Source organism: Halosimplex rarum, from assembly GCF_047715405.1.
GTDB classification, from domain to species: Archaea; Halobacteriota; Halobacteria; order Halobacteriales; family Haloarculaceae; genus Halosimplex; species Halosimplex rarum.
The window spans coordinates 3,989,456-4,013,669 of sequence record NZ_CP180412.1 but is presented as its reverse complement, the minus strand read 5'-3'; the positions used below and the strand labels follow the sequence as shown (position 1 = coordinate 4,013,669).

Below are 24,214 nucleotides of genomic sequence, written 5' to 3'. Positions count from 1 at the left end.
ACCCAGGCTGGCGGCGATCAGTCGCCAAGGGCCATCGCCCGCTCGACGACGTCCGTGTCGTACATCTCTTCGAGTTCCTCGTGCTGGTCCGGCCGGTGTTCGTAGACGTCCTGGAAGAGCGCGATCGGGGTCTGTGCGGCCTGATAGGTCGCTTCGTCCCACATCCGGTCGCGCTCGATGTCGACCTCGACACCGTCGATCGACAGCGTCGTCGACTGCGTCATCGCGATCGCGCCTCGGCCGGCGTCCTTCGCGGCTTCGAACTCGGCCATCGAGTCGACGATATCAGTCATGCTCGGTACGTAGGCGGCGAGATCGAGCAGTTTCTCCCGTAGTTCGTCCTCGTCGAGGTCGTGTGCTTCGCCGTCGACGGTCAGGTGATACTCGCCGTCGCTCGTCTCCGTGAGCGAGAGGTCGTCGCCCCGGTAGACCTGGAGGCCGTCCTCCTCGCTGAGCTCTACCGCTGTTCCGTCGATCTCCAGGTTCCAGCTACCGGACTCCGGCGGCAGCGGTGCCGTGTTCGCTTCGACGACCTGTCCCGGGGTCAGCGCCCAGATACCGGTCATGCCCTTGGCGCGGTTCTCCCGCATCCGGTCGCGGTATCCCTCTACGTCGCGGATGTCGTCGTACGGGCCGTCGACCGCGATGAGGCCGGCGGCACTGGCACCGCGGGAGGTGTTGTGACGGAGTTCCGGCCAGGGCGGTAACTCGCCCGTCGGCGTCATGGCTCGCATGTCCTTCGTGTAGTCCACTTCGCCGTCGACGAGGAGGAACAGCCGTTCCAGGTTGTTCGACGGCTTCCCCATTTCGGCTCGGAGGTCGCTCATGGCGAGTTCCGCCTCCCCGCTCTCAATGATGACGGACATAGAGAGGCTGCCCTCTTTGAGGCCATGCTCGGTTTCGACGATAGTGAGGAACTCGTCGGCCTTCTTCCAGTCATCGAGGTCGCCGACTTCCGGGATGACGAACCCGTCGATGTACTCGACGGCACCGCCCTCGGGATCCGCGATGCGAAGCATCTGCTGGAACCCCTCGTAGCGGGTCGACGGGCTGTCGCGGTGCCAGACGACGCGGGGATGGATCTCACCCGGGAAGTCTGCGCCGTGCTCGGCGACGACTTCGACGATGTTCTCGACGCCCTCGTCGCGCATCGACGGCGCGGTGGCATCCTCGTTGTCCGGAATCCAGGTGTCTGGGGCCTGCATTCCGCGGAGTTTCGCCGCGCTCCGCAACATCTTCGCCGAGTCGTCTTCGCCTTCCACAGCCGTCGGCGAGGTAAAGAACGTTCTCACGAACTGTCGCTGATACTGTCTCTGGGTGGTCATCTTCTGCCAGGTGAATAGCTCAGTCCCCGTGTAATAAATGTTGGTGTGAATATAGATCCCGGGCCCGTAGGACGGCGACCTCATGCACAGAGAGGGCGATCGGCAGCCGCTCCACGTTGATCTCCGCCGAATCGCCCCACCCGTATCCGTTCGACAGACCCCGCCGATACGACGCGACTACTCGGAGAGTGTCGTCATTCTGTATGAGTGAAAGGCGGACGGGGCAAATGCGGCTCCGCAACGGTGAGTCCTCGGCGAATAGTAACGGACACACCATAGATCGTCCGATACGGGCACGGTGCATCCGTGTCAGCTTCCAACTCCGCTTTCCCGCGGACCCATCCCTCCGTTTCGATCCGAACTTGCATTCTCCGATAGAAAACGATCGCAGAGACGATGGCACTATCCCCACGCGATTTCACCGCGTCCGGGGGAGAGCGGCCCTCGACCGTCCGCTTCGAGCGACTGCACGATCCATGCCTTCGGAGGCCGGAACGGAATCCGTTGGGGCGGCCAGTTCGATTACAACCATATCTCTGTAAGTGTATCTTATTGTTGTTCACGAGTTGAGAACATCGATGCCCCGGCCATCTCCGTCTCACTGGACCCCTCAGGCCTCCGTTTCGTCGTATGCTGTCAATTCCCTACCTTACGGCGTGGACTACTGTGAGGGGAGACCGCGAGGTACGGAGCCTGCGCGGACCGTCTACGCAGTTCTGAGATAGTGAATTTACGAATCGATCGAAACAACCTGCTTCTTCGCGCGGCGAGAGCGGTCAGAGCGATCGTGAGGGAGGAAGAATCCAGTATATCATATTTCGCTATATCATATTCCGAGTTCGTGATCGCCAGTCGGGGCGGATCCGTCGAACCCTTTCACCGCGGCCGCTGTCTCCGGAATCGACCCGGGAGAACTCGCAACACCGGAATTCGAGGCCGAGAAGGCGATACACCGACGGGTGACGGCGACGACCGGACCGTGACGCCGGGCCTTCGGCCACAGATCCGACCGATGCCAAAGTTAACACGATACCTGCCCGTTATGGGGAGCATGTCCGATGCACCAGCGGTCGGGGAACTGACGCCGCCGGATCGAACGCTCATGGGACCGGGACCCAGCGACGTCCACCCGCGCGTGCTCCGAGCGATGAGCACGCCCCTCGTGGGCCACCTCGATCCCTCGTTTATCGAGATCATGAACGAGGTCCAGGAGCTGCTGCGGTACACGTTCCGGACCGACAACCAGTGGACTATCCCCGTCTCCGGGACGGGATCGGCGGCGATGGAGGCCGCGATCGGTAACGTGGTCGAGCCGGGCGACACGATGTTGGTCCCCACGAACGGCTACTTCGGCGGCCGCATGGCCAGCATGGCCGAGCGCGCCGGCGGCGAGGTCGTCAAGGTCGACGCCCCGTGGGGCGAGCCTCTGGCTGTCGACGATGTCGAGGCCGCCGTCCGCGAACACGAGCCAGACGTGTTCGGCTTCGTCCACGCCGAGACGAGCACCGGTGTCCGCCAGCCCGACGTCCCGGAGCTGACGGAGGTCGCTCACGAGCACGGCGCCTACGTGATCGCCGACTGTGTCACTTCCCTCGGCGGCGTGGAGCTCCGCGTCGACGAGTGGGACATCGACGTTGCCTACGCGGGCCCCCAGAAGTGCCTCTCCTGTCCGCCGGGTGCGAGCCCGCTCACGCTGAACGACCGCGCGATGGAGAAGGTGCTGTCTCGCGAAGAAGAGGCACGGTCGTGGTACCTCGACATCTCCCTGCTCGAAGGGTACTGGGGCGAGGAACGGGCGTACCACCACACCGCTCCGATCACGAACGTCTATGCAATGCGCGAGGCGCTCCGCCTCGTCGCCGAGGAGGGCATCGAGGCCCGTTGGCAGCGCCACCGCGACGTCGCGGGCGCGCTCAAGGCCGGCGTCGAGGCGATGGGCCTGGAGATGAACGCCCCCGACGAGTACTGGTTGCCGAGCCTCAACGCCGTGCGCGTCCCCGACGGCGTCGAGGACGAGGCGGTCATCTCCTACCTGCTGGAACAGTACGACCTCGAAATCGCCGGCGGGCTGGGCGCCCTTTCGGGCGACATCTGGCGAATCGGCTGCATGGGCTACTCCGCGCGACCGAAGAACGTGAGCTACCTGCTCGCCGCGCTGGGCGACGCGCTAGACTCCCAGGGCGCCGACGTGGATGTCGACGCCGGTCTCGCGGCCATGAGCGGCGCACTTCGCTGAATCGAGGCAGAAACCTCTCCGTAGCGAGAGCGGAGTCGCAGCTTGTGACGAGGGGGTCGCCGAGGAAGGGGGATGATACCTGAGCCTGAGCGGTGACGATCTGAACTCCGGAACTCTGGATTCTTCGATCGTCTCGATCAGGTTGGCATCGACGTCGATGTACCCACGCTCAGATAGTCCAATAAATTCTGCCGCCTGGCAATCACTACGCAATTCTACTAGCGACAGGGCTATATCACACCGGTCAAACCAGACACTTCCCGCGGGACGTGTTTTGACGCTAGTAAGAGCGTTTAAATGTCAAAGTTATTAGGAAGTGGAGCGGGAAGACGGGTTTGTGTCCAACAAACCCGCCAGCTTCACTGATCGGGTTGTCTCGCTCTAAAATCCGTTGTCAGCGATCCGATTCAGCGTTCGAAGACGGTGATGGCGGCTACGCAGACTGGGATATCAGGGCGATCCGCGGTCTCCGCGAGTGTCCAGATCACACGTATCGGCGCCCGCTGGACGTGCTTCACGAGATGCACGGGACCGTCGCTTCACTCAACTCAACGGTGACTGATTTCTCGACAGGATGGGCGCGCAATCAGGACGTGGAAATACGGACCTGGCGCGGTCTGCTGCGGTCTGCTGCGGTTGTCGGCGGAGTTGCACGATCTCGGCGATATTCAGGCCATTGACGCAACCGGCATGGATCGGATAGCTGCCAGCCAACACTACGCAAAACGGACGAACTCTACGCCCGAGGCGGTGAAAACCACAATGTACGCCCATATCGAAACTTACCTATTCTCGACATACATTGATCGGTGAAACAACCGCACAATTCCAAGATGAGTTGGCGAATGGTCACACGCAACCTCGACAAACCAAACGTACTCACAGCCGACAAAGACTATGACTGGTGGTTGCTTCGGCGGATATTGTGTTCCGAAGGCGCCAAACCCGAGATCAAGCACCGCGAATTCGGTTTGCACGGCATCGCCAACAATCTCTCGCAGGATGAGACGGTCTATCATCACCGCTCGAGGGCCGAACCCACGTCTTTCGTGCTTCGGCGAAAATACGGCGAGATTGTTCACGCTCGAACCGGAGTGTTCCGCCTCTACTGTGGGACCTATGAGATTGCCGAGCAAGGCTAGTCACACATGACGGACAACGCTGCAGGACCGGTTCGTATCAACATCGAACCAGGTCAGACGAGCGAGTGGGCGATCGATGCCAACGTGTTCGGGCGATTTGCCGAACACCTCGGCGGCGCCATCTATCCCGGTGTGTTCGAAAACTACGTTCTCAACGGTACGTTCGACGTGTGGAACACGTCGAGCGATCCGTGGACTGCCTATCCGAACGTCGACACCCACGAGGGCATCGCCGCTCCGTGGGAGCCGGTCGGATCAGCGGAGGACGCAGTCTTCGAACAGCGCGTCAGCGGCGTACGCGGGCGCGACGACCCTGGGGCTCTCGTCGACGGCGTCGAAGTGCCCGACGACAAGCGCCCGGATCCGCCCGAAGTGACGGAACCGCGATACCAACGGATCGAGAACGATAGTGACGGCGAGGCGGGCGTCGGGCAACGCCTCGCCCTCCCGGACCGACGAACCGGCTCGTTCGACGTCGGCATCTCCGTGAGAGGCGACTGCTCGACGTGCGTCGTGGCACTCGAAACGACAGACGGTAAGGTACTCGCCCACAACGCTCTCGAAGTCACCGGCGAGTGGGACCGCCACGAGATCTCGCTTTTGCTCGACAGCGAGCGTCCCGAGCGCTACGACGCTCCCCAGTACGGGGAGTGTTTCCTGACAATCAAAACCGGGGGAACGGGCGTCCTCGACGTCGACTGGGTGACGCTGATCCCAGACGACGCCGTCGACGGCATGTTCAATCCAGAGACGATCGAGCGACTGCGGGAAGCCAACGTGACGAGCCTCCGGTGGCCGGGCGGCAACTACGCCAGCCAGTACCGGTGGCGTGACGGGGTCGGGCCCGTCGCCGAGCGCCCGGTCGTTCCGGTAGCCAACTGGGGCGGCCTCGACCCGAACTACCTCGGGACGAACGAGTGGCTCCGCTTCTGCGAACTCGTCGACGCCGAGCCCTACGTCACCGTCCCGTTCTGGTCTGCGGCCGGCCCCGACGAAGCCGCTGCCTGGGTCGAGTACTGCAACGGCGACCCCGACGAGACGGAACTGGGCGCGCTTCGGGCCGAACACGGGTACGAGGAGCCGTGGGACGTCACCTACTGGGGCGTCGGCAACGAGGTGTGGGGGAGCTGGCAGATCGGACGGACCGGAGCGAGCGAGTACGCCGAGCGGTACGCGGACTACCACGCGGCGATGCGCGCGGTCGACCCCGGCATCGAGATCGACGCCTGCGGTCTCGACCCCTGGTTTACGCAGGTCCACGATGGCACACGCGAGGACGTCACTGTCCCTGCGGATGGTGGCGATCCGCCCGTCTGGAATGAGCGGCTCTTCGAAGGCGCCGAGTCGGCAATAGAGGGCGTCGACATCCACCGATACACGGAGGGTATCAGCGGCCACACCGGCGAGGACGGCGCCCGCGAGGCGTGGCTCGACGCGAACGACGAGACGCCGCTCGGATACGTCGAGGTCCTGGTCAACGATCCCGGATCGTGGGATGCGATGTTCGACGAGGTCCGCTCGGTCGCTGCCGAGTGCGGCGTAGACGACCTCCGGATAACCTTCGGCGAGTGGGGATTACGCGCCTGGGAGGTCGACGAGGGGTGGCCGCGGCCGAGTCGCGGGACGATGGCCCACGCGACATTTGCCGCTCGTGCCCTCCAGGCGTTGTTGCGCAACGGACGCGACGTCGAACTCGCCCACTGGACGGACTTCTCGCAGTACGTCCGTCCCAGTCCTCGCGGCCGAACCGGGCAACACCTCGGCGCGGAGATCTTCCGGGACGTGGCCGAACCGATCCTGGCGACGGACGACGAGTGGCGCCTGGTGGAGACGACGGTCGACGACAGTCCGGTCCGCGACCGACCGGCGACCGGCGTCTCGATCCCAGAAGGGCAGATCGAACTGGTCGACGCGGTCACAGTCGGGGCAGAATCCGGCGGACGCTTGCAGACTATTCTCGTGAACGGGTCGCTCTCCCAGCCGGTCGACGTGGCAGTCGAATACGGCGATGAGGTCGGCGCAGTTCACGTGTCGCTGTTCAGCGGGACCGACGACGATCCGTTCGCGCAGGGTGACGGTCCGGATGACGACGGCCACGAGGTCGAGACGGTCGAAGCGACCGGCGACGGAACCGATCCCGTCGAGCTCACGCTCCCGCCAGCGTCGGTGGTGCTTTGCTCCAGGTGACGGTGTCGCTCACAGTCCGCCAACAGTAGCCGTTTCGGTGGCCTGGGTCCGTTCGGACAGGCCCGCTGTGATCGCTTTCAGCCCTCTTCCCACGGCCGAGTAGTCACGTGCTCGTCGTAGTACACGTACGCGGCAACACCGACGATCGTCGCCACGTTAAGCAACGCGGTCAGCTGCATGATGACGTACGTCCCAGGACCCATCGATATCCCCGCGAACTCGCTGTAGCCAAACGTCCCCAGCAGTAGTGTGATAATAATGAAGTTTACAGTTCCGAGTTGGAGCAGTTTCGGACGTCGCATCACCAGAACGTCGATGGACGCGGACAATAATGGTTCCGTCCGAGCGGCACGGTTTCTCGGCCTCGGTCGGCAAACTAATGAATCCGTCCGGAACGCCGGTGGAACACGCCTTCCCTACCGTCCCGAAAGCTGTTCATCTCGTCCCATCGAGCGGTTCCTGGGAGAGAGCGAGAATTGTCTCGGCGGGTGAACTTGCCGAGAACGGGCGATTCGGACGACAACGATTCTTATATGTGATCCTCTGCGAATGACGAAAACATGGTATGGAATCCGCTGGCACCCGACACGGAGCCGTTCGCGATCGAAGACGCACCCGCGCCGCTGTTCCGCGATCCCGTGTTCGACGGCGCCGCCGACCCGTCCATCATGTGGCACCGCGAGAACGAGGAGTGGTGGCTGTTCTACACGCAGCGCCGGTCGAACATCGACGTGCCGGGGAAGGCGTGGATCCACGGCTCGGAGATCGGCGTCGCCACTGCCAGCGATAGCAGTCGCTTCTGTTACCGGGGGACGCTCGATGTGGATATCGAACCCGGGCACAACACGCACTGGGCACCCGAGATCCTCTACCACGACGGCACGTACCACCTGTACGTTAGCTATCTGCCCGGCGTCCCGCAGGCGTGGGAGGGACCGCGGTACATCGTTCACTGTACGAGCGACGACTGTCGGGACTGGACCGTCGAAGGGCGACTCTCGCTCACCTCGGAGTACGTCATCGACGCCGACGTGCATCGCCTCGACGACGGCACCTGGCGTATGTGGTATAAAGACGAGGCCGACAACTCCTACATCTACGCCGCCGACAGCGACGATCTCTACAGCTGGACCGCACGGGAGTCGCCCGTCCTCGACGACCAGGCCCAGGAGGCCCCGATCGTCTTCGAGTGGCGGGGCTACTACTGGCTACTGACGGATTCGTGGGACGGGCTGAGCGTCTACCGCTCGCCCGACGGCCGCAAGTGGGCCGCCCAGTCGGAGAATCTCCTCACCGGAGCAGGCACGCGCCCGGGCGACGACTACCAGGGCGGCCACCCCGACGCCTTCGTCGTCGACGACCAGGCGTATCTCCTCTACCACGTCCACCAGGCCGGCGAGAACCGGCGATACACGGTCGAGGACGGGCGGGCACGACAGACGGTACTCCAGGTCGTCGAGCTCGACGTCGAAAATGACTGGCTCGTCTGCGATCGCGACCGGTATCTCGACCGAATGCAGAGGTAAATCGATCTGAGGTGGCGCTCGGTCCGGGTTCCTGTCTCACGCGCCGAACCGTGTTCTCCGATCAGTCTTTGCGCTGGACCGGTCGAGAGCGGAGGAAGACGACCGGAAGCGGCAGCCGGTACTACTCCGTCCGGGCCAGTGGCCCGTTAGGCCAGGGGAGCCCGCGTCGCATCATCCGGAAGGGTTCCGCGACGCCGTAGATGCGCGCGGCGGCGCTCCCGTCACCCGGGACGGCGTACCGCCCGTTCTTCCCGGACGACCGCGACGGATGCGGCGGGAAGCGGAATCGCTTGTCGTTCCAGCCGAGGCTGCTGGGGATCACTACGATCGGAATCGCCGGGACGTGGTACATCCACGTCCAGGTGAGCTTGCGGAGTTGTTCCTTGTGCTCCTCGAACGTCGTCTGGCTGAGGTTCGCCGACAGTTCCGCGGGGTTAACCGTCTCCGTCGGTTCGGCGTCCCACTCTCCGACCGGCGGGACCTCGAACTCCTGTGGAGTGTATCGAGTTTCCCAGCTTCCGGTGCGCGTCAGGAAGCCCGGCGTGTTCGCCGCGAGGAGTCCGCTGATCCCCTGCCACGACTGTGCCATGCCGTAGTCGCCACTGCCGAGGTTCCCGAACAGGACGGACTGCTCCTGGACGATGTGTTCGGCGTTCAGGTCGACGGCGTTCAGGTTCGTGACGATCGTCTCGATGAGGTCTCGCGACCAGGGGAACGACTCGAGCTCGACGGCGACCTCTTCCCCGTTGGGCTTGACCCACGTCCCGTTCTCCTTGCTCAGTCCGGCCGCACGGAACGACTCCTCGGCTTTCGCGGCGTCGGCCTCTTTGAGCATTGGCGGGACCGAATCCCACACCTCCGGGAAGGCCTCGTTGAACATGTTCTCGTTACCCGGAACTGGCTTCGGCAGCGGCGAAGTGAACTGGCCGCCGTACTTCCCCAGCCTGTTGTTAGCGACCTGTGGACCGTTGATCGCCCAAGCCAGCCCCTGGCGCGCTTTCGCGATGCTCTTGCCGGCCGTTTGGTCCGCCGAGGGTTCGGACGACTCGAACCCGAATGCTGAGTCGACACCGCCACCGTAGTTGATCAGCAGCCCCTCACTGGTGCCGGTTCCCGCCTGACTGAACAGCTGGTGGATGTGCTCCGGCGGGTCGTCCACCGTCCCGGGGATGGTGAACTTCATGTCGATGTTGTCCGTGACAGCCGCCTGGTATTCTGCCCCGGAGCTGCCTGAGAGGTTCTTGAAGACACAGGTCTCCCAGTTGAGACCGTCGTACGACCAGTGTTCAGGGAAGCGCTTGAACGTAGCCTGCTGCGTGCTGACGTCCTCTAGCATCATGTTTCCGGACAGGGGCGGGTCGTCGGCGAGCGATATCGTGGTCTGCTGTACCTCGGTGCGGATTTCGTTCATCTTCTCCTGCGTGGAGGCGTCTTTGAGCGCTTCGTAGCGATCACGCCACTGGTCCCGATAACTCCACATCCGCGCGCGTGGGAAGTTGTTCTCGATGATGAGTTCCTTGTTGACGCCGCCCGAATTGAGGTGGGCGATGAACGTCTTGCCGCCATCGTGGTCGAACCCAGTGAACGTCGGATTACTGGCAGTGCTGGCTTCGGGGTTCGCTTTGGTCATGAGACGGCTGAAATGGCTCTGCATCGCGTAGTCCTTGCCGAGGTAATCGTCGATCACCTCCCCGCCCTGGTGCCACTTCACGCCGTCCTTGAACGTGACGCGGAGTTCGTTGTTATCCAAGTCGAACTCCCACCCGTCGGCGTCCACGTGGACCCACTCACCCGTTGCCACCATGGGTTTGCCGAAGCGAGCGTACACCGGCCACGCGAGTTCGCCCGAGTTGTTCGGCGCGTGCATGTTTATGTTCGCGTCCGGAAGCGAGGTGTCCGGGGCCCACCCGTGCCGGTACGTCGTATCGACTTTCGGATAGGGTGTCTGTTCGTCTGCCCCGCCCTGCGCGTCCGTAGCGGTCTCTCCAGTGGTTTCGCCCGGCGTGTCGGTCGGAGTGCCGGTAACGACGTCGAGAGCCGTGTCTTGTGGCTGGGTCTGTGCGCCACCGTCGCCGTCACCGTTGCTGCCACAGCCGGCTACCGCGGCTGCAGAACCAGCCGCGCCTAACCGTTTGATGAGTCGTCGACGTGAGAGTCCCTCCGCTCCAGAGTTGCCATCGTTTGGCATGGGGAATGCTGGTATTTCCCACCATATAAATATTTATGCTAGTATTTTATTTATATTTTCCAATGGTTACGGCCGCGCGTCTCTTCGGCTGACAGACAGCGGGTGTGAACGTCCCCTTCTAGTTCAGACAGAACCAGGGATCTGGCGACGGAATAGGGCATTCTGCGGTCTGCAACTATTGAGGCGGGCCCAAGCGGCTCACGGGTAGCCGCCGCTGAAACGACTGAATTTATATACGAGCAGCCAAACGCGAGCACATGGCTGTCACCCCTGCACAGCTCCGGGAACGGGCAGAACGCGACCCGGCATCCGTTGACCCAGAATCGATAGGTCGGGCGCTGGAGACGAACCCTGGGGAGGCCGACGCGATTGGTGACGTGCTCGTGACACTCGTCGACGCGAGACGGGACCAGAAAGTCACGCGGGCCGTCGCCGATCGGCTCGACCACAGAGACGAAACCGTGCGGGTCGGGGCAGTGTCAGCACTGCAGACCCGTATCGAGGAGGACCCGGACGTCGCCACCGATGTTGTCGCGGCATTAGCCGACCTGCTCGGAGACGAGTACGGTGTCGCACGGACGCGTGCAGGGAGAGCGCTCCGCGCGGCCGCGACCCAGACCCAGGAAGTCACACCGTCGGTCGTCGACAACCTGCATCACCTCCTGGATCCCGACAATCCGGACCGATTGGAACTCGGGATCGACCTCGTCGCCATCGCCGTCAAGTCCGACCCGGATACGGCTGAGGAGCTGTTCGAGCCGCTCCTCGGAACGATTCATGAGATCCCGGAGATCGAAACCGGCGTGGTACCGACCGACGGGACCGGCGGTGGCGCCGCTGGTACTCCCCACGACCGGTTCGAGATGTACGCCCGGGATGTCCAATTTCATCGAAACCGACTCGCGTCGGCAGCGGCCCAAATCCTCGCTACCTGTCCCGAGTTGATCTGGGACTGTTCCGACGCCATTTTCTCAGTACTCCGGGAGGTCGAAGCCGGCGCGGTCCGGGCGCCGCTAGTGGAAGCCCTCGGCCATGCTGTCGAGGCTGAGTCCGGCGGGCCCGCTTCGATGATCGAACCCCTCGGCAACTGTTTAGAGAGCGACGACCAGGGCGTAGCTGTCAACGCTGCGTGGGCACTCAGCGTCTTCGCCGAGTTCCACGACGAGCGAGTCGCCGACGTTGCAGTCGACCATCTCGACTCGCTCCTCGAACTGCTGGCGGGTGACGCCCGTGCACGGGCGACGAGCATTGGGGTGTTGACGTACGTGTGTGAACATCGCCTCGCTGCCGCCGAGCGAGTCACCGACGCGCTGATCGAACGACTCGACGACGACGCCGCCCAGGTACGAGCCGCAGCAGCCCTCGCCCTCGGATACAGCGACGACGACAGCGTCGTTCCCCCGTTGCGCGAACTCGAACGCTCGGACCCGGAGGAGACAGTCAGGTCGACAGCGGCGAATGCCATCGACCGTCTCGACGGGTGACGGTTCGTCTGCATTCGCAACTGCACAGGAGACCAGGGCGTTTCTACCGTCGCGCCCTCTCACTGACCGGCGATGCCCGTTCACGCAACTGCGGTCGCGACGTCCGACTGATCCTTCTTGCCATTTGCTAAACGTTCCGGGACGACAGTCTCCTTCGAATCCCCGCTCGTTGCGGAAACTTCACTATTATAATCTTTCGAAATCCGGTGGGATTGAACCAAACTATTATTACTGTTCGTGTTTCGCTATGCTAGTGCTCAGCATGAACTACTATATCAAACGTGGGTTCCAATCGGTTTTTACGCTGTGGGCGGTGTTGACAATATCGTTCGTACTGACGCGGTGGATGCCGGGCGGACCGCTCGATTTCATCAGGGCCCAGATGATCGCCGGTAACCTGGGTGCGGCGGGTGGCCAGGCCCAAGTGACGGGGAACCCGGAGCAGCTCGAGCAGTTCAACGAACTCGCCAAGACGTACATCAACGTGGTCCCGAGCGCACCGCTGCACGAACAGTATCTCAACTGGATGCACGCGACGTTGACCGGCGACTTCGGGCGGTCCATCTATTTCAACGAGCCGGTCGAGGCGGTCGTGATCCCGGCTATCCCGTGGACGTTGTTTCTCGGAACGGTCGGTATTATCACCTCGTTCGTCACGCGCGTCGTCATCGGCGCCGTCCTGGCCTACCGGGAGGGGTCGCGTCTCGACTTCGGCGGGACGACGGCGCTGCTGTGGGTCCAGTCGATCCCGTACTTTCTCATCGGCATCGCGCTGCTGTATATCACTGCGTACCAGTTCGGCTGGTTCCCGTTAGCGGGACGGGTCAATCCGAACGCGACGCCGGGGATAAATTGGCCGTACGTTGCAGGGGTACTGAACCACGCCTTCCTGCCCGTGTTCTCGCTGGCGATGGCGTCGTTCGGCGCCGGCGCCATCGCGATGCGGGCGAACAGCATTCAGGAGCTCGGCAAGGACTATCTCCGGGTGGCGAAACTCCGTGGCGTCAACAGCAGACGGATCACGACGCTGTACGTGGCACGAAACGCCATCCTCCCGATGTACACCCAGATGCTCATCCAGATCGGCTACATCTTCTCGGGGTCGATCCTGATTGAAAGCATCTTCCAGTACAAGGGCCTGGGGTTCTACCTGTTCCGCGGTATTCAGGCGCGCGATTACCCGCTGATGATGGCGATATTCCTGTTGCTCAGCGTCACGATCGTCTTCGCGATGTTCCTCGCCGATGTGACCTACGGATGGATCGATCCGCGCGTCAAACGGAATTCGGAGGCATACTGAGTATGAACCAGACGACTCTGACCAGACAGGAGGAGTACCATGGCATCTGAGGATTCGAACGTGTTCCAGGCTCTCGAGGCACAGAACGAGAGCGGGGAACCGATGACGACCCGAGACCGGTGGGCCGCCTGGGCCGACCTCTGGATCGTCGCTCCCGCCCGAGTGATGTGGTCCGACCGGCGAACGCGGTACGGCGCCATGATCATCGCGTTCTATCTGCTGATGGCGACCGTGGGCGTCTATCTGACGGAGGCACCCGAGCTCAACGAGGCCCAACCGCTGATGGGGCCATTCCCCGGTGGCCTCGTGCCGTTCGTCGAGGGAAGCTGGCTCGTCATGGGTGAGGCGACGATTCTCGGTCTCACGCTGCCGTGGCCGACGCTCGGGCACGTGTTCGGTACCAACGGGAACGGCAGAGACATCCTCGAACTGCTGATCCACGCGACGCCGCCGATGCTAGAGATGGCGTTCGCCGGCGGCATAGCGACCACCGTCATCGGAGTCCTCGTCGGGACGACTGCCGGATACAAGGGCGGCCGCATCGAACGGGTCCTGATGACCGCGACCGACATCCAGATGGCGATCCCAGGCCTGCCACTCCTGATCGTCCTCGCGGTCGCGATCGAACCGCGCGACCCGCTCGTCGTCGGCCTGCTCCTCTCGGTCGACGCATGGGCGGGACTCTCTCGGTCGCTCCATTCGCAGGTGCTCGCACTGCGGTCGGAATCGTACGTCGAGGCCTCGCGAGTCGCCGGACTCGGGTCCGTGAGCATTCTCCGGGACGATATTCTCCCCAACATCATGCCGTTCATCATGATCAACTTCATGGGGAATGCGATCAGGGTCATCGCTGCCTCGGTCGGGCTCTACTTCCTCGGCGTGTTGCCCTACACGTCGCTTAACTGGGGAGTCATGATCCAGAACGCCTACGGCGGGGGTGCGATGTTCTCGTCGAACTCCTGGCACTGGCTAATCTTGCCGATCTTCACGATCGCACTCCTGTCGTACGGGATCACGATTTTCTCACAGGGGATGGACAGAGTGTTCAACCCACGCGTGCGAGCCATGGAGAGCGAAACGTCCGAAGGCGGCGAAGCGACGGCGGTCGCCGAGTAGGCGATTCGCCTGCCGTTTCGAACCCAGTCACGGCGCGTCTCGTCTCCGAAACGGTTCTCGAAAACTCGATTTCTCTCGCGAGTTATCGTCGGAATTCTCGACCAGTCTGCGGTCCAGAGATCCTCGACCCGCAGGTATCAGATCCGCGACTCTATGGAATCAGCCGAAACTCCGCGACTCTATGGAATCAGCCGAAACTCCGCGACTCTATGGAATCAGCCGAAACTCCCCGTCAGTCGTCGCTCGCCGCCGCTCGAACGTCCTCGCTGGCGAGGGGTTCGGAGTCCCAGTAGTCGTGGTCCTCGACGACGCGGAAGCAGGACACCTCGTGCCCGCTTCCGAGGGCGTACTCGTCGGGATTCTCACGGGTGCAGGCCTCGCGAGCGTCGGGACACCGAGTGTGGAATCGACACCCCGAAGGCGGGTCCTCGGGGTCCGGGATGTCTATGTTCCGGATCGGCACGTCTCCGGCCTCGTCCTGGTCGGGGTCGAGATTCGGCGTCGCCCACCGGAGGATCTGCGTGTACGGGTGCTGTGGGTTGTGGATGATCTGTTCGACGGGACCGACCTCGACGATCTCGCCGAGGTACATGACCGCGATACGACCGTCGGCGCGCTGTGCGAGGTAGTTGGCGTTCGCGAGGTCGTGCGAGATAAACAGGTACGAGGTGTTGAACAGCTCCTGCAATTCGAGGAACAGGTCCATCATGTCGACGCGCAGCGAGACGTCCAGCGCCGAGATGGCCTCGTCGCCCAGGATGAGGTCGGGGTTCATCAGGAGCGCCCTGATGAGAGCCACCCGCTGTTTCTCGCCGCCGCTGAGCTGGTGTGGATACCGCTGTGCGTAGTCGGTCGGGGGTGACATGCCCACTTCCTCGAGGAGGGTGTAGATCCGTGACTCGCGGTCGTCCCTGTCCATCTCCGGATGCCACTTCTTCAGCGGCCGCTCTAGCGTCGACAGCACCCGTTTGTTCTTGTTGAGGGCCGATCCGGGGTCCTGGTGGATGATCTGGAGCGCCGTGCGGATCTCGTCGAAGGGGATATCGACGTCACTCCCGCCCTCTCGCGCCGCCCAGATGTCCTGCCCGCGGTAGGTCACCGACCCCTCCGCGGGGCGATGGAGTCCGATCGCCGCCTTCCCGAGCGTCGTCTTTCCGCAGCCCGATTCCCCGACGATGGCCACCACGTCGTTCTCGTACACCGAGAGGTCGACGCCACTGACTGCTTGGACGACCTCGTTGTCGCTGAAGATGTCCAGAATCCCGCCTTCCTTCTCGAATTCGATGTGGAGGTCGTCGAGAGTCAGTAGCGGTTCCTCCGAGCGGTCGTCGGAGGCGGTCCCCGTCGCGTCGGCCGTCGCGGTCTTCGAGACGGAACCGATCTCGATGCCGCTCTCGTGGGCATCGGTGATGTCGAACGGGATGGCCTCAGCCGCCTGGTCCCAGTGGTGACACGCCGTCCGGTGACTCCCCTCCTCGGTGACGGGTTCCAGTTCTGGGTCAGTCGTCTCGCAGTGGCCGTCGGCCAGCGGACATCGGGGATGAAACGCACACCCGCTGGGCGTGTTCACCGGATCCGGACTCGACCCCTCAATCGTCTCGATGCTGTCGAGACCGGTGTCCAGGTTCGGCGTCGTCTTCAGCAGTTTCCGGGTGTAGGGATGCGTCGGACTTCGGAGGATCTGGTCGGTCGTCCCGATCTCCGCGAGGTCGAAGGCGTACAGTACCGCGATCCGGTCCGAGAGGCGTGTCACCAGCGGCAGGTCGTGCGTGATGAACACCAGCGTGAGGTCGTACTCTTCTTTGAGGGATTCGAGGAGCGAGATGATCGACCGCTGCATCAGCAGGTCCAGTGAGGCGGTCGGCTCGTCCATGACGAGGACCTCCGGTTCGAGGATCAGCGAGAGCGCGATCAGTGCCCGCTGTTTCATCCCGCCGGAGAGCTCGTGCGGATACGAGTCGAGTACGCGGTCGGCTTCGAGGAACACGTCGTCCAGGAGCCGTTCGGCGCGCGCCATTCCCTCGTCGAGGTCGTGCCCGTGACTCTCCAGGGTCTCCTCGAAGTGACCGCGGATCCGCATCGTCGGGTTGAACGACGACATCGCGCCCTGAAACACCATCGAGAGCTCTTCCCAGCGGAGCCGCTGGAGGTCGTCTTCGTCGAGGGTCGTGATGTCGACCGGATTCCCGCCGTCGCCGGGCCTGTAGATGACTTCCCCCGACAGTTCACCCGGGTCGACTACCGAGTTCATCATCGCGTTCGCGAGCATCGACTTTCCCGACCCCGACTCCCCGACGACTCCCAGTATCTCGTCGCGCTGGACGTCGAGGCTGATATCGTCGAGGACACGGGACACGCCCCGCGACATATCGAACGTGACCCGTGCGTCACGAACGCTCAAGACGGCGGATTCCTCGTCGCTGACATGTGTCTGCGAGATCGAGCGGCTAACGTTTTCGCTCATTGACTGTGTTGCGTTCGTGGGACGGTTACGCACATAAGGTATTCGGTAGTCAATACCACGGTCCCCGGTGACCCTGCAGGGAAGCGCCTCAGTCCAGCAGTTCGAGCGCGTAGACAGGGATGATCGCAAAGAACACCAGCAGTAGCAGAATCGCGATGAGGTACGCGCTGATGATTCCCGCGATCGAAGGGTATCCGAGAACGTCTGCGAGAACCGCCGACCCGCTGAACAGGACTGTGGTGAACGCGATGATCGTGATCGGCCAGTTGCGCGTCGCTTTCCGACGAAAGGTCAGTCCGTCCGTGTAACTATCTGCCATACATTCCGTCGGACACGCACGGATAAAAAATGCTTGGGGTACCGCCTCTAGCGGTGTCTCGCAACGATACTGCACGCGTCAGCGGCCGTCGCGCTCCTTTCTGGATCCCGAGCACCGAGACAATCTGTCTTCACACGGCTGGCGGGCGTCAGTACCCCGTGGATGCGGTTCTTCAAACATGGGTTCGGAGCCGCTGCCAGCAATCGTTTCCGCAAGGTGGAGGTATATCCGATGAGTGCTGGTAACGAATGGCATGCCCGTCACGTACTCACCCGATAGAGTCGCGGGTGACATCGTCGTCGCGGACAGCAACGTCCCGCTCGACGACGGCAGCCGGTATACAGCACAGTCACACGAAGACCGACTCGTCTACGAGATCGAACCCGGATCGCTCACCGACGCGAGATACCTGACCTGCGATCTGCTGTTAGACGGGGACCACCTCGCGAAGTGGGAACTCCGGTTACACGAGGGTGAGGACGGGCCGACCTTCGGACTGCGATACAGCGCGCTCAACCAGTGTCAGGCGCGAGTACGGGTCCCCCTGACGGCGACGAACCAGAACCGGTGGAAGTACGACCGCGAAGGCGCGTGGCTCAAGCCGCTCGCCGGCGGCGACAGAGTCAACCTGGAGCGAGTGGACCGCATCACGATCGCGGTCATCCGCAAGAGCGACGAGCCGGTCCGGTGGTGCCAGACGCCGCTCGTGGCCACCGAGGAGGAACCGGATCGCGTGGATTCGCCGGCCCTCCCCGAGGGGCCGCTCGTCGACGAGTTCGGCCAGTCGCGGATCCACGAGTGGGACGGTCGCACCGAGGACGAGGGCGAACTGGTCGAGCGCCTCGAGACACAGCACCGCGAGGCCAACGACCACGCGCTCCCGGACGACACCTCCCAGTGGGGCGGGTGGACGGACCGGCAGTGGGAGGCGACCGGTTTCTTCCGGACCCATCACGACGGCGACCGCTGGTGGCTCGTCGACCCCGACGGACACCCGTTCTGGTCTGCCGGTCTCGACTGCGTCCGCGCGAACGTCGATTCGGTCTACGGCGGGATCGCCGATGCACTGTCCTGGATCCCCGACGAAGACGGTCCGTTCGCTCCGGCACTCGGGACGACACACGGTCAACCGCTGGTCGACTACCTGACGGCAAACTTCGTTCGCGCGTTCGGCGACGACTGGCACGACCGCTGGACCGACACCGTGCTCGGTCAGCTCCGCCGTCTCGGATTCAACACCGTCGGTAACTGGTCCGAATGGGAGATCGCTCGTGACGCGGGCTATCCGTACGTCCGACCGCTCAGACTGGACTTCGACGATACCGTGTACCGGGACTTCCCGGACGTGTTCGCTGACGACTTCGAGGAAGCCGCGGCGGCCTTCGCCGAGCCGCTCGCGGAGACCCGGAACGACCCGGCCATGATCGGGTATTTCCTCGGCAACGAACCGACGTGGGGGTTCGCGGACGAGACGCCGGCGGCGGGGATGCTCTACACCACGGAAACGTGTGCGACCCGCTCGGAACTGCGGTCGTTCATGGAAGCGCGCTACGACTCCGACGCCGGACTGGCCGATGCCTGGGACATGGACGTGTCCTTCGCCGACCTCGAGACCGGACGGTGGCGCGAGCACCTCACCGACGCGGCCAGGACGGACCTGGCAGATTTCAGCGAGGTGATGGTCGACGAGTTCTACCGCGTGTTGAGCGAGGCCTGCCGCGCGGTCGACCCGAACCACCTGAACCTCGGCACTCGATACGCGTACGTCCCCGGCGACTGGGCGCTTTCCGGGATGTCACACGTCGACGTCTTCTCGATCAACTGCTACGAAGAGCGCGTGCACGCCGATCGGTTCGCCGAAATCAGCGAACGGCTAAACGTCCCAGTACTGATCGGCGAGTGGCACTTCGGCGCGCTCGACGTCGGACTTCCCGCGTCGGGCATCTGCCGCGTGGGCGACCAGTCGGACAGGGGTGACGCCTACCGGACGTACCTCGAAGACGCGGCCGCCAAACCCTGGTGTGTCGGGACGCACTATTTCACCCTGTACGACCAGTCGGTCGCCGGCCGGTTCGACGGCGAGAACTACAACATCGGCTTCCTCGACGTCTGTCACCGCCCGTACGACCCGCTCGCGACGGCAGCACGGAAAAGCCACGAACGGCTCTACGACGTCGCCGCGGGCCGTGTCGAGCCCTACGACGACCCGCCCAGGTACCTGTCGACGGTCCACTGACGGGCGGTCGTCCGGTCTTTCACTCGGTCACCCGGCGCCAAACCGAGAGGTAACCCCAGCCATTTTTATGTCATCGCTGGGGACTTAGAGTGAGTACCCGTGTCGCGAGAGCCAGCACAGCTGGCGGGACTCTCGGAATACATCGAGAACCCGGACCGGCTCGGCGAGAACGTCGAGCCGGCACACGTCCCGTCGGTCCCGTACGAGTCGACAGCGTCGGCCAGGGCCGCCACCGGCCGCTTGACCGAACCGAAGGCCAGATGGGCGGAGTCGGAGTACTTCCGCTCGCTGAACGGCGAGTGGTCCTTTCGATGGGCCGAGCGACCCGCCGACCTCCCGGAGCGCCTCGGCCCGGACGTCGACTGGGAGCACCTGTCCGTCCCGAGCGTGTGGCAACTCGAGGGCTACGATCGACCGATCTACCGGAATCACGCGCTGACCTGGGAGCGGCTCCCCGAGGTCGACGACGAGCCGGAGCCGCCCGCGGTCCCCGACGAGTTCAACCCCGTCGGGACCTACCGCCGAACCGTCGACGTCCCGGCGTCGTGGAGCGGCGACCGTCGTACCTACCTCCACTTCGAGGGCGTGAAGTCCGCCTTCTTCGTCTGGATCGACGGTGCGTACGTCGGCTACGACCAGGGATCGATGACCCCCTCCGAGTTCGACGTCACGGACGACGTCGAGGCCGGCGAGGAACACGCCCTCACCGTTCAGGTGTTCCGCTTCTCCGACGGGAGCTACCTGGAGACCCAGGACATGCTGCGGTTCAGCGGCATCTTCCGCAGCGCCTACTGCTACTCGAAGCCCGCCGTCCACCTCCGGGACTGGTTCGTCCGCACGGATTTCGACGACGCATACGACGACGCGACACTCACGGTCGACGCCGAACTGGGCGTCTCCGGCAAACGTGACGGTAACCGGCCGAGCAACGGGGAGGCCGCCGAGGAGTGGACAGTCGAAGGCCGCCTCTACGACGAGGGAGGCGACGAGGTCACGGCGTTCGACGCGACCGTCGTTCCCGCGAACGGGACCGAGACGACCCTCCGTACTGAGGTCGAGTCGCCGGCCAAGTGGTCGGCGGAACACCCCGCCCTCTACGACCTCGTGCTCACACTGCGGGGGCCGGACGGAACGGTCCGCGAGGCCGTTCCCGAGCGGGTCGGGTTCCGCGAGTTCGCCGTCGAAGACGGGCAGATCCTCGTCAACGGCAACCCGGTGACGGTCCGCGGGGTCAACCGCCACGAACACGACCCCGAGACGGGGCGGTCGGTGTCGTTCGAGCGCACGCTGGAGGACCTCCGCACGCTGAAACGGCAGAACGTCAACGCCGTCCGGACGGCGCACTATCCCAACGACCTGCCGGTGTACGAACTGGCGAGCGAGCTCGGGCTGTACGTCGTCGACGAGGCTAACGTCGAGACGCACTTCAACATGAACTTCGTCAACGAGCGACCGGCGTTCCACCGGGCGTTCGTGCGCCGGTTCGAGCGGATGGTCGAGCACCACAAGAACGTCCCCGCCATCGTCGCCTGGAGCACGAGCAACGAGGCCGGCGAGGGGCCGGCCCACGAAGAGATGGCCGAGTACGCCCGCGAGCGCGACGGGACCCGATTCGTCTACCACCAGGGGTCCGGAGACGCCCCGTACGAACAGTTCCACGACAGCATGACCGGGACCGCCCCGTTCACGGACGTCTCCGGACCGCGCTACCCGGTGCCGCACACACTCGCCCAGCACAGCGCCGTCGAGGACCGCCCGCTCGTGATGGGCGAGTACGCCCACGCGCTGTGTAACAGCCTCGGTCTCCAGGACGCGTTCTGGGAGCTGATCCGCGAGGTCGACGGGCTCCAGGGCGGGTTCGTCTGGGAGTGGGCCAACCAGACGCTCGCGGGCGAAGTCGTCCCCGACGCCGACGACGGCGAGTGGTGGTTCGACGACGACCCGTTCCTGCTTGACGGCACCGTCTTCTCGGATCTGACGCTCCAGCCGGAGGTCCGCCAGCTCAAGAAGTCCCACCAGCCGTTCAGCGTCGACGCCGTCGCGCTGCGGGCCGGCGCGCTCACAGTCACGAACCGCCACGACTGCACGAACCTCGCGGCCTACGAGACGACCTGGGAGGTGACCGTCGACGGCGAGGTGGTCCAGTCCGGCACGCTCGACCTCGACGTCCCGCCGTCGCACACCCGCGGCGTCTACGTCCCATTCGACCGGCCTGAACTCGCTCCCGGGTCCGAGAGCCACCTGACGATCCGTGTTCGTCTCGCCCGCGACACCGACTGGGCGACCGCCGGCCACGAGGTCGGCTTCGAGCAGTTCGCGCTGCCGTTCGAGAGCGAGACACCGCCGTCGATCGCGGCGACGGCCGAGTCCCCGGTCACCGTCGAGGAGACCGCAGATTCCGTCGAGTTCACCGGCGAGCGGTTCGCCTATCGCTTCGACGCCGAGCGCGGGACGTTCGACGAGTTGCGCTACGACGGTGCGACCGTCGCGACAGACGGTCCGCTGTTCGGAGCGCATCGCGCACCGATCGCCAACGAGGACGACATCGACAGCGAGACAGAGTGGGGCTACGACAACGCCAGCGAGTGGGAGGCGCTCGGGCTGGACGCGCTCACCCACGAGGCCGTCGAGTACGACGTCGAGCGGCGCGGCTCCGAGTGGGTCCGCCTCGCCGTCGAGACGCTCGCCCGGAATCCCGAGGGCGACGCGCTGTTCGCGGTCACCTACCGCCACGACATCTTCGGCACGGGCGCGCTGGCGACCACAGTCGACGTCGCGCCGACGGACGCGCTCCGCGACTCGTTGACGACCTGGCTCCCTCGGCTCGGCGTGCAGTACGACCTCCCGGCGTCGCTGTCCCGCGTCGAGTGGTTTGGTCGCGGCCCCGAGGAGACGTACCCGGACCGCAAGACCGGCAGCGAGGTCGGGCGGTACGCCGGGACGGTCGACGAACAGTTCGTCCCCTATCGCCTCCCCTCGGACAACGGCAACAAGACCGACGTCCGCTGGGCGAGCGTCGAGAGCGACGACGTCGGTCTGCTCGCGTACGGCGACCGCCCGCTGAACGTCCGCTTCGACCAGTACGAGAACCTGGCCGGGGCGTCGCGCCTCGATGACCTTACCCCGAGAGACGGAGCCCGGCTGTTCCTGGACGTCGACGTAGCCGGCGTGGGGGGTACCCCGGTCAAACCCCTCTCAGAGCACCGGATCGACCCGGAACCGACCTCGTACAGCGTCGTCCTCCGACCGTTCGACCCCACGACGGCCGATCCCGCGGCACTCGCCGGTCGATTCCCGTCGGAAAACCAGGACTGAGCGCCGTCCGTTCCGCGTATTTCTCCCGGTCGGCCGCGCAACTGCGGTCGTCCGCCGATCAGTCAGTCCGTACCGTCGACCGGTTACCGCGACCGCGTCGTCACGAGTTGCGTCCACTAATCGTACACAGTGGTGACCACATCCGAGTCAGTTCACACTGACAGGGCCGTGATCACGGGCCACAGTCACTGGAAGTATATAGAAACCGGATCGGGACACAGACACGACGACGGCTGCGTTCGAGAATTCGTCGCTCAACTCGGTCGGCCGCGGCGTGGGCGTCGTAGGTGTGTGTACTACTGGTGCACATCACGTCGTCGATTACAGTGCTACGTATGTAATTCGAGACTAATGTATACTGTTAGTGCACCTGTCAGTTGAACGGAGTCACCCGGACCGGATGGGGAACTCGGACAAGCGGACGAAGACGTGGCGCTCTCGGGAAAACCCGAGATCGGCATCGAGATCGGCGAAGAGGGGATTCGCGAGCACGCCGCGAGGCTATCGATCGGCGGACTCGACCTGTCCACACGCGGCGGTAGTACCGTCGAGTGGTGATCCCCCTTCCAGCGGTGCCGCCAGGACCAGCCGACTCGTGTGTACTATCAGTGGACTTATTGGGGGCGGCGACATCGTGTCCGGCCATGCCAGGGGAAAACCGGATCTCGGCGACTGAGACCGCCTTCGGAATCTTGGATGTGGTCCACAGGTACCAGGGCGCGACGGCGGAGGAGATCACGGAGGCGACCGACCTCTCGCGCGCTGGCGTGTACAAGCACCTGCGGACGCTCGTCGCGGTCGACGCGCTCGAAAATCGCGACGGCGTGTACGCCCTCGGCCCGAAATTCACCGAATACGGGCTCGAGAATTCGGAGTCGCGGTTCGTCCTCGACCAGTCCGACAAGATAGACCAGCTGTCCCACTCACTCGACGCGCCGATCAACCTCTGGATCGCCGAGGACAGCGACTGCCGGTGCGTCTACACCACCGGTTCTGACGGCCGCGGCGACTACCCCCGCCGCCGCGGCGACAGCGTTCCGCTCACCGAGAGCCCGCCCGGCAAGGCGATCCTCGCCCACCTCCCGGAGGACCGTCGCGACGAACTGACCGATGGGCGCGACCGCTCGCTCTCCGACCAACTCGAAGGGCTCAAAGAGCGCCAGTTCCTCGAAGAACCGCTCGACGACGACGACCCCGAGTGGGTCGCTATCTCGACGCCCGTCCTCGACCCGTCGGACCGACCGGTCGCCGCGATCGAGATCGTCGTCTCCTCCGAGCGAGCCTCCGGCATCGACGTCAAGAATAACATCCGCGGCCTGCTGACCGAGACGGCACACCAGATCCGCGTCGAAATGCTCTGATCCGTCGGAATACAG

General features: G+C 64.0%; 15 protein-coding genes and 1 pseudogene. 11 read left to right on the top strand and 5 right to left on the bottom strand.

Annotated elements, in window-relative coordinates; all coding sequences use genetic code 11:
• Positions 1-17: 17 nt before the first annotated feature.
• Positions 18-1,325, bottom strand: coding sequence for a malate synthase AceB (gene aceB, locus ACMGFH_RS19165; RefSeq protein WP_415380153.1), 1,308 nt, complete (start codon positions 1,323-1,325; stop codon positions 18-20).
• A gap of 1,051 nt (positions 1,326-2,376) precedes the next feature.
• Between aceB and ACMGFH_RS19160 the strand changes: the two genes are divergently transcribed.
• From ACMGFH_RS19160 to ACMGFH_RS19150, 3 genes and pseudogenes are all read left to right on the top strand, one after another.
• Complete coding sequence (locus ACMGFH_RS19160; RefSeq protein ID WP_415380152.1) at positions 2,377-3,561, top strand: pyridoxal-phosphate-dependent aminotransferase family protein; 1,185 nt, start codon at positions 2,377-2,379, stop codon at positions 3,559-3,561.
• A gap of 316 nt (positions 3,562-3,877) precedes the next feature.
• Positions 3,878-4,703: pseudogene (locus ACMGFH_RS19155) on the top strand (IS5/IS1182 family transposase).
• A 6-nt stretch (positions 4,704-4,709) separates the two neighbouring features.
• A complete protein-coding gene (locus ACMGFH_RS19150; protein WP_415380151.1) occupies positions 4,710-6,890 on the top strand; it encodes a hypothetical protein in 2,181 nt (726 codons plus the stop codon).
• A gap of 77 nt (positions 6,891-6,967) precedes the next feature.
• Here ACMGFH_RS19150 and ACMGFH_RS19145 read toward each other — a convergent pair whose 3' ends face one another.
• Complete coding sequence (locus tag ACMGFH_RS19145; RefSeq protein ID WP_415380150.1) at positions 6,968-7,192, bottom strand: hypothetical protein; 225 nt, start codon at positions 7,190-7,192, stop codon at positions 6,968-6,970.
• Between the two features lie 258 nt (positions 7,193-7,450).
• Between ACMGFH_RS19145 and ACMGFH_RS19140 the strand changes: the two genes are divergently transcribed.
• Positions 7,451-8,416: a family 43 glycosylhydrolase gene (locus ACMGFH_RS19140; protein WP_415380149.1), complete on the top strand. Its 966-nt coding sequence runs from the start codon at positions 7,451-7,453 to the stop codon at positions 8,414-8,416.
• Positions 8,417-8,537: 121 nt separating this feature from the next.
• Here ACMGFH_RS19140 and ACMGFH_RS19135 read toward each other — a convergent pair whose 3' ends face one another.
• Entirely contained in the window at positions 8,538-10,604 is a 2,067-nt protein-coding gene (locus tag ACMGFH_RS19135; protein ID WP_415380148.1) for an ABC transporter substrate-binding protein, read from the bottom strand.
• Between the two features lie 257 nt (positions 10,605-10,861).
• Here ACMGFH_RS19135 and ACMGFH_RS19130 point away from each other — a divergent pair, with 257 nt between their 5' ends.
• The 3 genes from ACMGFH_RS19130 (at position 10,862) to ACMGFH_RS19120 (ending at position 14,504) form a co-directional block, all read left to right on the top strand.
• A complete protein-coding gene (locus tag ACMGFH_RS19130) occupies positions 10,862-12,088 on the top strand; it encodes a HEAT repeat domain-containing protein (RefSeq protein ID WP_415380147.1) in 1,227 nt (408 codons plus the stop codon).
• A 262-nt stretch (positions 12,089-12,350) separates the two neighbouring features.
• Complete coding sequence (locus tag ACMGFH_RS19125; protein ID WP_415383282.1) at positions 12,351-13,388, top strand: ABC transporter permease; 1,038 nt, start codon at positions 12,351-12,353, stop codon at positions 13,386-13,388.
• A gap of 39 nt (positions 13,389-13,427) precedes the next feature.
• A complete protein-coding gene (locus ACMGFH_RS19120) occupies positions 13,428-14,504 on the top strand; it encodes an ABC transporter permease (RefSeq protein WP_415380146.1) in 1,077 nt (358 codons plus the stop codon).
• 232 nt (positions 14,505-14,736) lie between these two features.
• On the opposite strand, the gene ACMGFH_RS19115 is transcribed toward ACMGFH_RS19120, so the two are convergent.
• Together ACMGFH_RS19115 and ACMGFH_RS19110 are read right to left on the bottom strand one after the other, a co-directional pair.
• Positions 14,737-16,968 (bottom strand): ABC transporter ATP-binding protein, encoded by a 2,232-nt coding sequence (locus ACMGFH_RS19115; protein ID WP_415380145.1) that lies wholly within the window; start codon positions 16,966-16,968, stop codon positions 14,737-14,739.
• An 88-nt stretch (positions 16,969-17,056) separates the two neighbouring features.
• On the bottom strand, positions 17,057-17,287 hold the full coding sequence (locus ACMGFH_RS19110) for a hypothetical protein (RefSeq protein WP_415380144.1): 231 nt from the start codon (positions 17,285-17,287) through the stop codon (positions 17,057-17,059).
• Between the two features lie 253 nt (positions 17,288-17,540).
• Here ACMGFH_RS19110 and ACMGFH_RS19105 point away from each other — a divergent pair, with 253 nt between their 5' ends.
• The 4 genes from ACMGFH_RS19105 to ACMGFH_RS19090 all read left to right on the top strand — a co-directional run bounded on the left by ACMGFH_RS19105 (position 17,541) and on the right by ACMGFH_RS19090 (position 24,199).
• Positions 17,541-19,523: a hypothetical protein gene (locus ACMGFH_RS19105; RefSeq protein ID WP_415380143.1), complete on the top strand. Its 1,983-nt coding sequence runs from the start codon at positions 17,541-17,543 to the stop codon at positions 19,521-19,523.
• Between the two features lie 99 nt (positions 19,524-19,622).
• A complete protein-coding gene (locus ACMGFH_RS19100; RefSeq protein ID WP_415380142.1) occupies positions 19,623-22,838 on the top strand; it encodes a glycoside hydrolase family 2 TIM barrel-domain containing protein in 3,216 nt (1,071 codons plus the stop codon).
• A 429-nt stretch (positions 22,839-23,267) separates the two neighbouring features.
• The gene (locus ACMGFH_RS19095; RefSeq protein ID WP_415380141.1) at positions 23,268-23,396 is read left to right on the top strand and encodes a hypothetical protein; all 129 of its coding nucleotides are present in this window, start codon (positions 23,268-23,270) and stop codon (positions 23,394-23,396) included.
• An 86-nt stretch (positions 23,397-23,482) separates the two neighbouring features.
• Positions 23,483-24,199, top strand: a complete 717-nt coding sequence (locus tag ACMGFH_RS19090; protein WP_415380140.1) for an IclR family transcriptional regulator — start codon at positions 23,483-23,485, stop codon at positions 24,197-24,199.
• Positions 24,200-24,214 lie beyond the last annotated feature (15 nt).